The sequence below is a fragment of the Streptomyces sp. cg35 genome (genome assembly GCF_050410835.1).
In the GTDB taxonomy this organism is placed as follows: Bacteria; Actinomycetota; Actinomycetes; order Streptomycetales; family Streptomycetaceae; genus Streptomyces.
Map to the genome: position 1 here is coordinate 2,579,344 of NZ_CP191268.1, position 12,988 is coordinate 2,592,331.

Genomic DNA, 12,988 nt, shown 5'->3' on the forward strand with positions numbered 1-12,988 from the left:
GCGCCTTGGCCGAGCAGGTGGGCCGGTGTCCCGTACGGCCCCTTCTTCGCGTTCAGGCGAAGGTGGCCCGGGCCAGCCAGTGGTCGAGCAACTCCCGGTCGCCCAGGACCTCGACGCGGCCGCCGTCGACCGGTTCGCGGCGGTAGAAGGCGAGCAGCACGGCGGTCAGCGGGCCGCGCAGCGCGACGTCGGCCTTCGCGTGGTCGCGACGCCAGACGATGCCCTCGTCGCGCAGTTCGATCAGCCACTCGGCGGCGAGTTCCGGGGCGGTGTCGGTGGCGTGCAGATGCAGGGTGCGGCCGCCGGCCTTCAACTCCTGGGCGCAGTCCCGGGCGTCGACGTCCTGGACGAAGCGCACGATGCGCAGCCATTCCTCGATCGCGTCGGCGGCCACCTCGGGCGCCACGTCGTAGTCGTCCTTCGCCGCGAGGGCCGCGTCGGCCCGGTGGATCACCGTCTCGTGGGTCATCCGGCGGGCCCAGAACCCGGCGTCGTGCCGCCACGCCCAGCTCCAGCAGGCGGTGTCGGGACCGGCCGCGCGCAGGGTGTCCGCGAGCCGCCGCGCCCCGTCGTCGAGCCAGCTGCCGAGCGTCGCGGCCGTGCTGTCCCGCGGTGCCCGGTCCGGCACCTCGTCCTCGGGCAGTGCCTCGGTCGCCCGGGTGCGGACCATGGCCTCGGCCCAGCGGTGTGCGCGGCCGACGTGCTCGGCGAGTTCGCGCAGGCTCCAGTCGGGGCAGGTCGGCACGGTCACGGAGAGGTCGGCATCGGCCAGGTGTCCCCTCAACAGAGCGGTCTGGGCGATGATTTCGTCGCAATGACGGTCGTGGGAGAGCTGTCCGGGCGACTGCGGCGCTGAGGTCGTCATGCGCCGACCCTACGTATCGGGGCCGCCGCCCAGCATCACGATTTCCGCCGCGTCGAAGGCGACGCCGACCTCGGCGCCCTGCTCCGGTGCCTCGCGCAGGGCGCAGGCCGCTTCGAGCCGGGGCGCGTCGTCCGGTTGCAGGTGCAGCGCGACGTGCGTGCCGCGGAAGGTGCGGGCGGCGACGGTGCAGAGCAACTGGGCGTCGGCGGCGGGCACGAGGCGTACGCCCGCGGGCCGGACGAGGATCCTGGCGGTGCCCGGCGCCGCGCCCGCGGGCACCGGCACCTTGCCCCAGGGGGTGTCCGCGGCGTCGCCCGAGACGGACACGGTCGCCTCGACCACGTTGTCGAAGCCGAGGAAGCGGGCCACGAACTCGTCGGCCGGGTGGCGCCACACGTCGAGAGGGGTGCCGGACTGGGCGATCCGCCCGTCGCGCATGACGACGACCCGGTCGGCGAGCGCGAAGGCCTCGCCCTGGTCGTGCGTGACGGCGAGCACGGTGGTGCCCAACTCGCCGAAGAGTTCGCGCAGTTCGACGACCAGCCGCTCGCGCAGCGACCGGTCGAGCTGGCCGAGCGGTTCGTCGAGCATGAGCAGCCGGGGGCGCGGCGCGAGGGCCCGGGCAAGGGCGACGCGCTGCTGCTCACCGCCGGACAGCGCGGCGACGGCCCGGCGCTCGGCGCCGGGCAGGCCGACGAGCTCGAGCAACTCCCCGACACGGGAAGCCTGTTCGTCCCGGGCCGCGCCGTGCATCCGCAGCCCGAAGGCGACGTTGCCGCCCACGTCCCGCTGCGGGAACAGCTGGTGGTCCTGGAACATCAGGCCCACGCCCCGCTTGTGCGCGGACACCCCGCTCTGGTCACGCCCGTCGAGCAGGACCCGCCCGCCGTCCAGGGGCTGCAGTCCGGCGACGGCCCGCAGCAGCGTCGACTTGCCGCTGCCGCTGGGCCCCAGCACGCACACGATCTCGTGCTCGGCGACCTCCAGGTCCACGTCGTCGAGCGCGGCGCGCCCGCCGAACCGTACGGTCGCGTCGTCCAACTCCAGCAGCGCCGGCATACAGACTCCTCAGAACTCCCCGGTCGAGGCCTTGGCGGGCCGAATACGTTCGAGCAACAGCAGGGAGACGGCACAGACGACCATGAGGACCGTCGAAAGAGCCATCGCCTGCCCGTAGTTGAGGTCGCCGGCCCGGCCGAGCAGCCGTGCCACGGCGACCGGCAGCGTCGGGTTGTCGGGCCGCGCGATGAAGACCGTCGCCCCGAACTCGCCGAGCGACACGGCGAACGCGAACCCCGCCGCGACCAGCAACGCCCGCCGCACCATGGGCAGATCGACCTCCCGCCACACCCGCAGCGGCGAGGCGCCGAGTACGGCGGCGGCCTCCCGCAGCCGTCCGTCGACGGCCCGCAGCACCGGCAGCATGGTGCGGACGACGAACGGGACGCCGACCAGCGCCTGCGCGAGCGGCACCAGGATCCAGGAGGCCCGCAGGTCCAGCGGCGGCTTGTCGAGGGTGATCAGGAAACCGAACCCGACGGTCACCGCGGACACCCCGAGCGGCAGCATCAGCAGCGCGTCGAACCCGCGCACGAGCCGCCCCGCGCGCCGGGTCAGGGCCGCCGCGGCGAGCCCGCCGATGACGAGCGCGATGGCGGTGGCGGCGAGCGCGTACTCCAGCGAGTTCCAGATCGCGTTGATCGGCGGCACGAGGAAGGTGCCGCCGTCGGCGTCGCCCAGCGCCCGGTAGTACGCGAAGCCGTATCCGCCCGGAGCGTCGAGCGAGCGCTGCACCAGCACGCCGAGCGGCAGCAGGATCAGTACGAGGACGGTCGCCAGCACCCCGGCGAGGAGCGCCCACTGGCCCGCCCCGCGCGGCCGACGGGCGGTGTGCGCGGCGTCGACGAGGCGCAGCGCGCCCTCCCGTCGCCGCACGGTCCAGGCGTGCACGCCGAGGATCAGCCCGACCGCCGCGAACTGCACGAGGGTGAGGACGGCCGCGGTCGACAGGTCGAAGATCTGCGCGGTCTGCCGGTAGATCTCGACCTCCAGGGTCGAGTAGCCCGGCCCGCCGAGGATCTGCACGACCCCGAACGACGTGAACGTGAACAGGAAGACCATGAGGGCCGCGGCCGCCACGGCCGGGCCGAGCGCGGCCAGCGTCACCGTGCGCCAGGCCGCGAGCCGGGAGGCGCCGAGCATCCGCGCGGCCTCCTCCTGGCGCGGGTCGAGCTGCGACCACAGGCCGCCCACGGTCCGCACGACCACCGCGTAGTTGAAGAAGACATGCGCGATCAGGATCGCCCACACCGTGGTGTCGAGCCGGACGCCCCACAGCTCGTCGAGCAGCCCGCCCCGGCCGACGAGGGCCAGGAACGCGGTCCCGACGACGACGGTCGGCAGCACGAACGGCACGGTCACCACGGCCCGCAGCACCTGCTTGCCGGGGAAGTCGAGCCGGGCGAAGACGTACGCGCCCGGCAGCGCGATCAGCAGGGTGAGCACGGTCGAGGCGAGCGCCTGCCACACCGTGAACCACAGGACGTGCCGGATGTCCGGCTCCCCCAGCACGTCCACGATCCGCCCGAGGTGCCGGCCGCCGTCGGCGTACAGCCCCCGCCGCACGATCGCGACGACCGGGTAGGCGAAGAAGACGCCGAAGAACACGACGGGCACGGCCATGAGGCCGAGCCGCGTCGCGTTCCCGGGCCGGCGGACGCGGGTCGCCCGCGCCTTCGTCACTTCCTTACGAGCGAGGTCCACGCCTTGACCCAGTCGTCACGGTTGTCCGCGATCTTGCGGGGGCTCATGGTCTCGGGGTCGTCGACCTGCACCGCGTACTTGGTGTAGTCGGCGGGCGCGGTGGCGCTCTCCGTCACCGGGTCGACGAACATGTTGAGCGGCATGTCCTGCTGGAACTCCTTGGAGATCAGGAAGTCGATGAACGCCTGGCCGCCCTTGGTGTTCTTCGCTCCGTCGAGCAGGCCGGCGAACTCGACCTGCTGGAAGCAGGTGCCGGTCGCGACGCCGACCGGCGACGTCTTGGGCTGCGGGTCGGAGTAGATCGCCTCGGCGGGCGGCGAGGAGGCGTACGACACGACGAGCGGCCGGTCGCCGCCCGCCTTCTTCCCGCCGGCGCTTCCGCTGAACTCCTCGTTGTAGGCCTGGTCCCAGCCGTCGACGACCTTCACGCCGTTGGCCACGAGCTTCTTCCAGTAGCCCTGCCAGGCGTCGTCGCCGTACCGCGCGGCGGACCCGAGAAGGAAGCCGAGGCCGGGCGACGACGTGGCGGCGTTCTCGGTGACGAGCAGGTTCTTGTACGCGGGCTTGGTGAGGTCGGCGAAGGAGCCCGGCGGCGTCAGCTTGTGCTGCTCGAAGTACTTCTTGTCGTAGTTGACGCAGATGTCGCCGGTGTCGACGGGCGTGACCCGGTTCTTGTCGGCGTCGAGCTGGTACTCGCTCTTCACCTCGCCGAGGCCCTTCGCCTTGTACGAGGAGAAGACCCCGTTGTCGAGCGCCCGCGACAGCAGGGTGTTGTCGACGCCGAAGAACACGTCGCCCTGCGGGTTGCCCTTGGAGAGGATCGCCTTGTTGACGGCCTGCCCGGCGTCGCCGTCCTCCAGGACCTTCACCTTGTACCCGGACTTCTTCTCGAAGTCCTTCAGTACGTTCTTGGAGACGGCCCACGAGTCGTGGCTGACGAGGGTGACGGTCTTGGCGTCGCCGCCGGAGCCCGCGGTGCCGGACGACCCGCACGCGGACAGCGTGACCAGTCCGAGGCCGACGGCCACGGCCACGTACGTCTTCTTGCTCACTGGAATTCCTCCTGGGGGTGACCAGGAGAAGACGCGGCCCTGCCCGGAGACCTTGGACAAGGTTCCGGGCAGGGCGCAACAGCTTGAGTGGTGTCCGAACTTCCTACCCAGAATGACCTGGGCAAGGTTCAGAGGGTCTGCGGCCTGCCATAGGTCTGGTGCCGCACTCTCAGCGCTGTGGCGCTCCCCTGTCGGAATATGCAGATGTAGGTACTACCGGACGCAAGGCTACCGCTCGGTGGCGGCGAGCTGACCACACGCCCCGTCGATCTCCTGGCCACGGGTGTCCCGGACGGTCACCGGCACGCCGTGCGCGGCGATGGCCGCGACGAACGCCTTCTCGTCCTCGGGCCGCGACGCGGTCCACTTCGAGCCCGGCGTCGGGTTCAGCGGGATCAGGTTCACGTGCACCGGCTTGCCCTTGAGCAGCCGGCCGAGCCGGTCACCGCGCCACGCCTGGTCGTTGATGTCGCGGATGAGCGCGTACTCGATGGACAGCCGCCGCCCGGACCTGGCCGCGTACTCCAGGCCGGCGTCGAGCACCTCCCGCACCTTCCACCGCGTGTTGACGGGCACGAGGGTGTCGCGCAGCTCGTCGTCGGGGGCGTGCAGCGAGATGGCGAGGCGGCACTTGAAGCCCTCGTCGGCGAACCGGTTGATGGCGGGCACGAGCCCGACCGTCGACACGGTGATGCCGCGCTGGCTCAGCCCGAGCCCGTCCGGCTCGGGGTCGGTCAGCGCCCGAATCGCACCGACCACCCGCTTGTAGTTGGCGAGCGGCTCGCCCATCCCCATGAACACGATGTTGCTCAGCCGCGCCGGACCGCCCGGGATCTCCCCGTCGCGCAGGGCCCGCATCCCGTCGACGATCTGGTGCACGATCTCGCCGGTCGACAGATTCCGGTCGAGCCCGGCCTGCCCCGTGGCACAGAACGGGCAGTTCATCCCGCATCCGGCCTGCGACGAGATGCACATGGTGACCCGGTCCGGGTACCGCATCAGAACGGACTCGACGAGCGTCCCGTCGAACAGCCGCCACAGGGTCTTGCGGGTGGTGTCCTGATCGGTCGACAGGTGCCGCACGACGGTCATCAGCTCGGGCAGCAGCGCTTCCCGCAGCTTCTCCCGCGAACCGGCCGGGATGTCGGTCCACTCCGCCGGGTCGTGCGCGTACCGCGCGAAGTAGTGCTGCGACAGCTGCTTGGCGCGGAACGGCTTCTCACCGATCGCGGCAACAGCTTCCTTCCGCTCGGCGGGCGAGAGGTCGGCGAGGTGCCGCGGCGGCTTCTTGGCTCCGCGGGGGGCGACGAAAGTGAGTTCTCCGGGCTTAGGCATGGCTGTACCAGTGTCGCAGATAGAACGCGGTGACCTGGGGTCGTCGCCCTGGACACCTGTCACCGTCGGTCGCCGTTGGTCACTGCTGAGCGGCCTCGGACGGCCCAGGGACGGCCCGAAACTCTCGGCTCGTCCGTGCTCTGACCAGCTAGCATCGCGGCCAGTCCACGGGATGGGGGCCCGCCATGGCCATCGGCCGCAAGGGTTCGCGACGCATCGTCGTCGACGGCACGACTTACCGCTGGCGCCTGCGCCGCCGGCCGACCTACGACCAGGCCCTCTGTGATCGGCCGTGTACGTACGCGGTGCATCACGCGGACTCCCCCGGCACAACCCTCGTCGTCACCACGAATCAACCGCATGCCAGCAACTGGTTAGGAGCGCCGAGCGCCGCGGTGCTGCCCAGCGATGTCAGCGCCGCCATTACCTTGGCCCTTGCCCGGGGCTGGCACCCAACGCGGCCTGGCCCCTCGTTCCACCTGGACCAGTCCGACGGGTTCCTCCACCTCCAGCCCCGAGCCTAGGGCTGCTTCATTCCCACGGAACTTGAGGTGGTCGTTGTCCTGGGGCTGCTGTGCCTGTCACCTGTGCTGACGTAACGTCCACGGCTGTCCGTGGTTGCCAGACAGTTGGACACTCACATCACCTCGACCCGCCCGCTGCATCGCACCGCAGATCAAGTTAGCCAGGGTGGCGCAACAAAAGCTGCGTCTGCTCCCTCATACCAGCTCCATTCCAACTGACGCTGGAACCCTGCAGCGGGGGTACCAGATGTGAACAGCGGGCCACCCTCTGGTACGAGGTCGATAATTCGTCGCTTGCCCGCCTGGACGACTTCGATTTCTAGAGTCCACGAGCATCGGATGGCCTCAGCGCGGCCAGTGATCAATAGTGATTGAGATTCTCCAGGGGAGAGCGTGATGAAATTTCCATCGAAGTATGGACGGTTTCCTGATCGGGTAAGTTGCGTGATGGAGTCCTCGTAGGAAGCTTCCCACGCGTCAGGGTGTTCTTCATCAAGGAAAAAGTCGAGAACGATGGCACCCGCCGCACCCGCAGGAGGGTATCGCACCCAAGCTGCGCTAAATGGGGCACCTTGTTGTATTTTCTGAACGCCGATGTTGGTAATTGTGAGTGGCTGCTCCGTGCGATTCTCTACCAGCAATTTAACCGTGGTCGCCTTGAAGTCGGCGGCACCTCTTTTGCGGAGCAGCCTGTACATAGGCAAATAGGAGCGCTCGCCCTCAGGTACGTGCTGCGGCAGCGCGTCATCCGTGGGCAGGACCATCTCCCAAGCCTTGGGTACTAGCACTTCCCCTGTAACAAAAAGCGGAGCACCGCGCTTCAGCCACCGGCGAGCGAAAGCCCAAAGTCCGACGATAGCTGAAGCAACCAAGGTGGTGACTACGCCGATGATCACGATGTTTCCTCTCGCAGCCCAATTGTGTGACGCGGCACGAACGAAATCGAACCACTACTCACCGGTCAGTTTCCCGGGTCCGGCGGAGTGGGGTCGGGGCGAGGCATTAGGTCATCCCCCTCAGCCCAGACACGAATACAGGACGGAATTCCCTTGATCGCCCCTACAGTGGCACCAAACTTTCGCCCGTCACTATGGCTGAATTCGAAATCGTGACGCAGGGACTCCGCGTCGGCATCTGAGCGAACCACCGTGAGACTATCGAAGGCAACATTGTAGTGCTGGTAGAGGCTTGATTTAGCATGACTGACGGCCTCCTCGGCGGAGGGCATGGACTGCCACGCGCCCCCCTGCGAGCGTTTTTTGAACTTCTCATAGACGCTCTTGATTGCCGCAGTGATAGCTACTGCACCAATTCCGCCACCAGTATTCGATGAAACTTCCATTAGGATGTCAGCGAAGGAGCCGGATGCGCCCCAATTATGCTTACCGGTTTTCGCCGAGATGGAACTGTGGTTGGGATAGTGGTTCCCCTCACACCACGCGATCGTGTCGAGCTCGTCAAGAACCTCTTCGGTGAACATGTCAAGGTGGGTCAGTCTGATTTCCCAAACCTCATTTGGATAGTGTTCGAGCGTTTCGACCACTGCCACAGAGATGCGAGACTCCTGAGCTCTCATGTTTCCTCCATGTTTCTGGATGAAGCCAGATCGTCCCAGCCAACCCAGATACTGCGCAGGCTGTTAGAGGTTTCCGCCCGTGCCACCTACGAGCGGCCAGGCAACCGCATTTACCTCCACTCACCCCAGCTCCCATCCCGTCCGCCGTCGACCCACACGTCTGTGGAGCGGGCGTGGTTCATGGCGTCCAGGTGGAGCGCGCCACTGTACGAACGACCTGGACGCCATGGGCCGCGTCTGCTCGGCTCCGCCTGGGTCGACGGTGGACGGGATGGGAGCCGACCACGCTCGCCACGATGCGCCCGCGGCCTCGAACGGCGCCCCCTCCCACCCGGTGCCGGCCGATCCCCCGCCGGAGGCATCGTCTGTGACCGTGGGCCGGATGCCTCGGGTGCTCGACTCATGACCTCCGGGACCTATCCACATGTGGGCGGGCGTCGGCGCAGCCGGGGCAGCGCGGGCCGAAGGCATGAGCGCAGCCCCGAGCGGAGCCGGGAAGCCCGCCCGGCGGAGCGGAGCGCAGCCGGGTGCTTGATGAGGTAGAGAAACTTGTAACAGCTCTCAGGCTCCGGGCAGTTGAACTAGTTGCCTGACCGGCCGGTGAGGTTGCGTCCGTCATGGGTTCGGATGTGGGGCGCCGTGTCGTCGGTGAGGGCATCTGCGATGCGAACGCTGTAGGCCTCGCTCATCGCGGCCATGGCTTCGTCCGGGGCAAGCCAGGTCACTGCGGTCGATTCGTCCGAGAGCTGTTCGTGCCCACCATCCGGGCTACATCGGAAGACCATGGCGACGACCCCGATCGTCATGTTCTTGTACACCCCGGTGAGCCGCTCGACGCGCACCTTGATCCCGGTCTCTTCGTAGACCTCGCGGCACACCCCATCCTCGATGGCCTCGTCCCGCTCTAGCACTCCGCCCGGCGGCTCCCAGTGCCCGTTGTCGGCGCGACGGATCACCAGCACGCGCCCGTCCTCGCGCACGACAACCCCCGCTACGGATACCGAGTGCAGAGGCGTTGACGGCTTCTGGCGGTCGCTGTTACTCATGTACAGGAGAATAGGAGAGACTGTAGGACTATGGCGAGTGACAGCGTGGCGTCTTCAGCGAAGGCGAAGTACCTACAGATCGCGGACGACCTGGCCGCGCAGATCCAATCGGGCACGCTTGAGCCTGGGTCTCCTGTGCCCAGCGAATCGGACCTGATGGCTCGGTATGGAGTCGCGTCCGGCACCGTGCGCAAGGCCGTGGCCGAGCTCCGCGCTACCCAATTGATCGAGACCCACCACGGCCGCGGTTCCTTCGTGCGCTCGCGTCCGCCGGTACAGCGGAAGTCCTCTGATCGCTTCCGTAGGGCCCACCGGAAGGCCGGGAAGGCTGCTTACCTCGCCGAGGCGGAGCGGTCGGGCGGGGTACCGTCGGTGAACGTGTTGTTCGTCGGGCCCATTGACGCACCGGCGGAGATCGCTGAGCGACTCGAAGTGCCGGCGGGCTCGAAGGTCCTGGCCCGCAAGCGCCGTTACTTCCGGGACGGCGTTCCCACCGAAGAGGCGACCTCCTACCTGCCGTGGGACGTGGTGAAGGACATCCCCGAGATGTTCGCCGAGAACCCCGGGGGCGGCGGCATCTACGCCCGGCTTGAAGAACACGGCCACCTGCTCGCCGAGTTCGTCGAGACCGTCAGCGCCCGCCTCGCGACGAAGGCCGAGGGCTCCGCCTTGGCTCTGAGCCCGGGAGCGCCCGTGATCCACCTTGTCCGGAACGCGATCACGGATGGCGATCGCGTAGTGGAGGTCTGCGACACGATCATGGCCGCTGACCAGTTCGTTCTGGACTATCGCTTCGCCGCGCGGGACTGACAGCCGAACCACTTTCTGGCCAACTCGGCGCACAGCGACCCTGATTGCTTGACTCATGTACATGAGTTGGGCACTCTTCTACTCGTAACTCCTGTACATGAGTGCAGGAGAAGAGCTCGTATAGAGGAGACGCAATGCCGTCCTTCAAGATCGACCTTCAGACCGCCGTCGTGTTCGTAGCGACCGCACCGGAGCCGAAGCTGATCAACAAGAAGACCGGCGAGCGGGCCATGGACCGCGACAACCCGAGCGTCGCGCTGTCGACGGTGGGCCTGCTGGTCTCGGACGAGGGAGAGGGCAACCTCTACCAGGTGACCGTCCCGGAGACGGGCATCCCCGAGGGCCTCGCGCCGGGCACTCCGGTGCGGGTGACCGGGCTCAAGGCCCGTGACTGGGAGAACACCTTCAACGGCGAGAAGCGGCACGGGATCTCGTTCCGCGCGATCGCGATCACGTCGGGGGTCTGAGCCGTGGCTGACCTGGCCGTGTGGTTCGAGGCGTCGGGCGCCATAGCGGGTGCTGGGGGCGTCACCTACGCCAAGTACAAGGCTCCGCGCGTCTACTGGGCGGCCGTGGGCCTGCCGATGACCTGGGGCCGGTTCGCTCTCTCGTACCGGAACACGATGGATGTGTGCGGGCTGACAGTCCAGCCGTCGGGACTACGAGCGTTCATGTCCCGCCGGGTCGCCCGCCACGAGGTCCGGCCGGTGGCTCCGAAGATCCGCCGGGTGCGGGGCACTTCGACCGGTCTGCGGGTCACGCTGCGGCTTCCCGCCGGTCTGGAGCCCGCCGACCTGGCCGCCGCATCCGAGCGGCTGCGGCACGCCTGGGGCGTCCACTCGGTCCAGGTGATCGCCAAGAAGCCGGGCTATGTCGAACTGCGGATGACCGGGCATGACCTGCTGCGCCGGGTGCAGTTGCCAAAGAAGACGGCCCCGCACGACCTGGTGGTGCCGGTCGCACTCCGGGACGACGGTACGGCGTATCTGCGGGACTACCGCGAGATCCCGCACGCGCTCACCCTCGGCGCGAACCAGTCCGGCAAGTCCATGTACCAGCGCAACCTGATCAAGGGGCTCGCTCAACTGCCCGTCGCTCTGGTGGGGATGGACTGCAAGCGCGGGGTCGAGCAGGCCCGCTACGCCCCGCGCCTGTCCGCGCTCGCGACCAACCCCGACGACGCTGCCTCACTGGTCGATGTGCTGGTGGCGGAGATGGAAGACCGCTTCGATCTGCTGGCCAAGCACGCCGTCTCGGACCTGTGGGAGCTGCCCGAGGACCTGCGCCCGGCGCCGGTCGTGGTCCTGGTCGACGAGATCGCGGAACTCTTCCTGATCTCCTCCAAGAAGGACGAGGAGCGCCGGGAGCGCATCGTCACCGGGATGATCCGCCTGGCCCAGCTCTCCCGCGCGGTGGGTATCTACCTGGAGATCTCTGGGCAGCGCTTCGGCTCCGAGCTGGGCAAGGGCGCGACCATGCTTCGTGCCCAGCTCACCGGCCGCGTGGTGCACCGCGTCAACGACAAGCAGACGGCAGAGATGGGGCTGAACGACGTGGCCCCGGAGTCCGTCCCGGCCGCGTGCACCATCCCCGCCGACCGGCCTGGGCAGGCCGTTGCCGCCGACGCTTCGGGCGGCTGGGGACACATCCGAACCCCGTACACCTCGGTCGACGAAACCATGGCCACCTGCCGCGAGTTCGCTCACCTGATCCCGGATCTTCCGGCCCTGGCTCCCTTCCGGCCGGCCGTTTCGGTCCCGGCGCCGACGATCCCGCCCATGCCGACGACGGCACCCGCGTTCCCCTGACGCTCCTCGCTCTCCGGTCGGCGCGACCGTCTCGCGCCAGGTCCCTACCCCACCCATGCCTGAATCCGCCGAAGCCGGGCGGCCGGAGCCCCTGCTCCCCGCCCCGCTCGGCCCCATCCCTGCTAGGAGGTGATGACGGTGAACCGCTCGATCCGCCTGGACGCCGTACTCATCCAAGCCGTGATCGCCGGAGCCCTGTCCTTCTCTCACCTGCACGACCTGGCCGACGCCGCCGGACAGTCCGGCTGGAAGGCCTGGGCCTACCCGATCAGCGTCGACCTGCTCCTCGTCGCGGCCTGGCGGCGTCTGCGCACAAGCCGCCGTGACCGCGCCGCCTGGGCCTGGTTCGTGATCGCTCTGTTCGCCTCGCTCGGCGCGAACATCGCCACCGCCGGACTCCTCGACCTCAACGCCGTCCCGGCCTGGCTGCGCATCGTCGTCGCCGGATGGCCCGCGCTCGCCTTCCTCGGCGGCACGCTCCTGGTCCACACCCCGACCGAGACCACCCCGGCCCCGGTGCCTGCCGCGCCGGAGCCGACTGAAGACGTGCCCGCGGTCGACCTGCACCGCACCGACAGCACACCCGAACTCCCCGAACCGGCCGCCCAGGAACTCCCGGCAGCCGAACCGATCCCGGAGCCCGCGCCGCTCCCGGCGAGCGTTCCGCCGGCACTCCTGGACCACGCCCGAAAGCTCGCCGACCACCACCACGCGACCACCGGCAGTCCGCTCCCGGTCGCCAACCTGCGGGCCCAACTCGGCCTTCCCGCGCCGGTCGTCGACTCGATCGCCGCTCACCTCCAACTCGCCTGATCAGAAAGGACGTCCCCGACATGAGCGCATACCGCCGGTTCCGCAACGTGCAGAAGTTCGGCCCCGTCCAGGTCGCCACCTTCTTCGACGGGCGCGGCCGCGAACGCCACACGGCTGCCTGCACCGCGCCCCGCTGTGATTTCTCCACGGAGTACGACAACCGTTCCGCCGCCGAGCTCGCCGCCCGCACCCACCGCTGCACCGCCTAGGAGACCGCCGTGGACGTCCCGCTCTGGCTCGCCCTGATCGTCGTCGGATGGCTCGGCATCAAGCTCGTCCGCCCGCCCTGGTGGCTCGTGATCCTGCTCCTGCTCGGCGGCTACCTCATCGCCGACAGCTTCCTCGGCCCCGCCGTCGACTCCCTCATCAACTGACCTGCCCCGGAAGGGAGTACGC

Annotated in this window: 15 protein-coding genes; 7 read left to right on the top strand and 8 right to left on the bottom strand. The window is 68.7% G+C overall.

The window, feature by feature from the left end:
• Positions 1 to 52: 52 nt before the first annotated feature.
• From ACQUQD_RS11765 to rlmN, 5 genes are all read right to left on the bottom strand, one after another.
• The gene (locus ACQUQD_RS11765; protein WP_428952005.1) at positions 53 to 865 is read right to left on the bottom strand and encodes a maleylpyruvate isomerase N-terminal domain-containing protein; all 813 of its coding nucleotides are present in this window, start codon (positions 863 to 865) and stop codon (positions 53 to 55) included.
• Between the two features lie 9 nt (positions 866 to 874).
• Complete coding sequence (locus tag ACQUQD_RS11770) at positions 875 to 1,924, bottom strand: ABC transporter ATP-binding protein (RefSeq protein WP_428952006.1); 1,050 nt, start codon at positions 1,922 to 1,924, stop codon at positions 875 to 877.
• Between the two features lie 9 nt (positions 1,925 to 1,933).
• Positions 1,934 to 3,628, bottom strand: a complete 1,695-nt coding sequence (locus ACQUQD_RS11775; protein ID WP_428952007.1) for an ABC transporter permease — start codon at positions 3,626 to 3,628, stop codon at positions 1,934 to 1,936.
• A complete protein-coding gene (locus tag ACQUQD_RS11780) occupies positions 3,604 to 4,680 on the bottom strand; it encodes a thiamine ABC transporter substrate-binding protein (RefSeq protein ID WP_428952008.1) in 1,077 nt (358 codons plus the stop codon). The genes ACQUQD_RS11775 and ACQUQD_RS11780 overlap by 25 nt, the downstream gene beginning before the upstream one ends.
• A 228-nt stretch (positions 4,681 to 4,908) precedes the next feature.
• The gene (gene rlmN, locus ACQUQD_RS11785) at positions 4,909 to 6,015 is read right to left on the bottom strand and encodes a 23S rRNA (adenine(2503)-C(2))-methyltransferase RlmN (RefSeq protein ID WP_428952009.1); all 1,107 of its coding nucleotides are present in this window, start codon (positions 6,013 to 6,015) and stop codon (positions 4,909 to 4,911) included.
• A gap of 185 nt (positions 6,016 to 6,200) precedes the next feature.
• Between rlmN and ACQUQD_RS11790 the strand changes: the two genes are divergently transcribed.
• A complete protein-coding gene (locus ACQUQD_RS11790; RefSeq protein WP_428952010.1) occupies positions 6,201 to 6,539 on the top strand; it encodes a hypothetical protein in 339 nt (112 codons plus the stop codon).
• A gap of 152 nt (positions 6,540 to 6,691) precedes the next feature.
• On the opposite strand, the gene ACQUQD_RS11795 is transcribed toward ACQUQD_RS11790, so the two are convergent.
• The 3 genes from ACQUQD_RS11795 to ACQUQD_RS11805 all read right to left on the bottom strand — a co-directional run bounded on the left by ACQUQD_RS11795 (position 6,692) and on the right by ACQUQD_RS11805 (position 9,173).
• On the bottom strand, positions 6,692 to 7,435 hold the full coding sequence (locus ACQUQD_RS11795; protein WP_428952011.1) for a hypothetical protein: 744 nt from the start codon (positions 7,433 to 7,435) through the stop codon (positions 6,692 to 6,694).
• A 65-nt stretch (positions 7,436 to 7,500) separates the two neighbouring features.
• The gene (locus ACQUQD_RS11800; RefSeq protein WP_428952012.1) at positions 7,501 to 8,115 is read right to left on the bottom strand and encodes a hypothetical protein; all 615 of its coding nucleotides are present in this window, start codon (positions 8,113 to 8,115) and stop codon (positions 7,501 to 7,503) included.
• A gap of 581 nt (positions 8,116 to 8,696) precedes the next feature.
• Positions 8,697 to 9,173, bottom strand: coding sequence for an NUDIX hydrolase (locus tag ACQUQD_RS11805; RefSeq protein ID WP_428957527.1), 477 nt, complete (start codon positions 9,171 to 9,173; stop codon positions 8,697 to 8,699).
• A gap of 18 nt (positions 9,174 to 9,191) precedes the next feature.
• On the opposite strand from ACQUQD_RS11805, the gene ACQUQD_RS11810 reads away from it, so the two are divergent.
• The 6 genes from ACQUQD_RS11810 (at position 9,192) to ACQUQD_RS11835 (ending at position 12,966) form a co-directional block, all read left to right on the top strand.
• Entirely contained in the window at positions 9,192 to 9,971 is a 780-nt protein-coding gene (locus ACQUQD_RS11810; protein ID WP_428952013.1) for a GntR family transcriptional regulator, read from the top strand.
• 134 nt (positions 9,972 to 10,105) lie between these two features.
• Complete coding sequence (locus ACQUQD_RS11815) at positions 10,106 to 10,438, top strand: hypothetical protein (RefSeq protein WP_338701037.1); 333 nt, start codon at positions 10,106 to 10,108, stop codon at positions 10,436 to 10,438.
• A 3-nt stretch (positions 10,439 to 10,441) separates the two neighbouring features.
• Positions 10,442 to 11,779: an FtsK/SpoIIIE domain-containing protein gene (locus ACQUQD_RS11820; RefSeq protein WP_428952014.1), complete on the top strand. Its 1,338-nt coding sequence runs from the start codon at positions 10,442 to 10,444 to the stop codon at positions 11,777 to 11,779.
• 132 nt (positions 11,780 to 11,911) lie between these two features.
• Positions 11,912 to 12,592: a DUF2637 domain-containing protein gene (locus ACQUQD_RS11825; RefSeq protein ID WP_428952015.1), complete on the top strand. Its 681-nt coding sequence runs from the start codon at positions 11,912 to 11,914 to the stop codon at positions 12,590 to 12,592.
• Positions 12,593 to 12,612: 20 nt separating this feature from the next.
• Positions 12,613 to 12,801, top strand: a complete 189-nt coding sequence (locus tag ACQUQD_RS11830; protein ID WP_428952016.1) for a mobile element transfer protein — start codon at positions 12,613 to 12,615, stop codon at positions 12,799 to 12,801.
• A 9-nt stretch (positions 12,802 to 12,810) separates the two neighbouring features.
• Positions 12,811 to 12,966: a hypothetical protein gene (locus ACQUQD_RS11835; protein WP_428952017.1), complete on the top strand. Its 156-nt coding sequence runs from the start codon at positions 12,811 to 12,813 to the stop codon at positions 12,964 to 12,966.
• Positions 12,967 to 12,988: the final 22 nt, after the last annotated feature.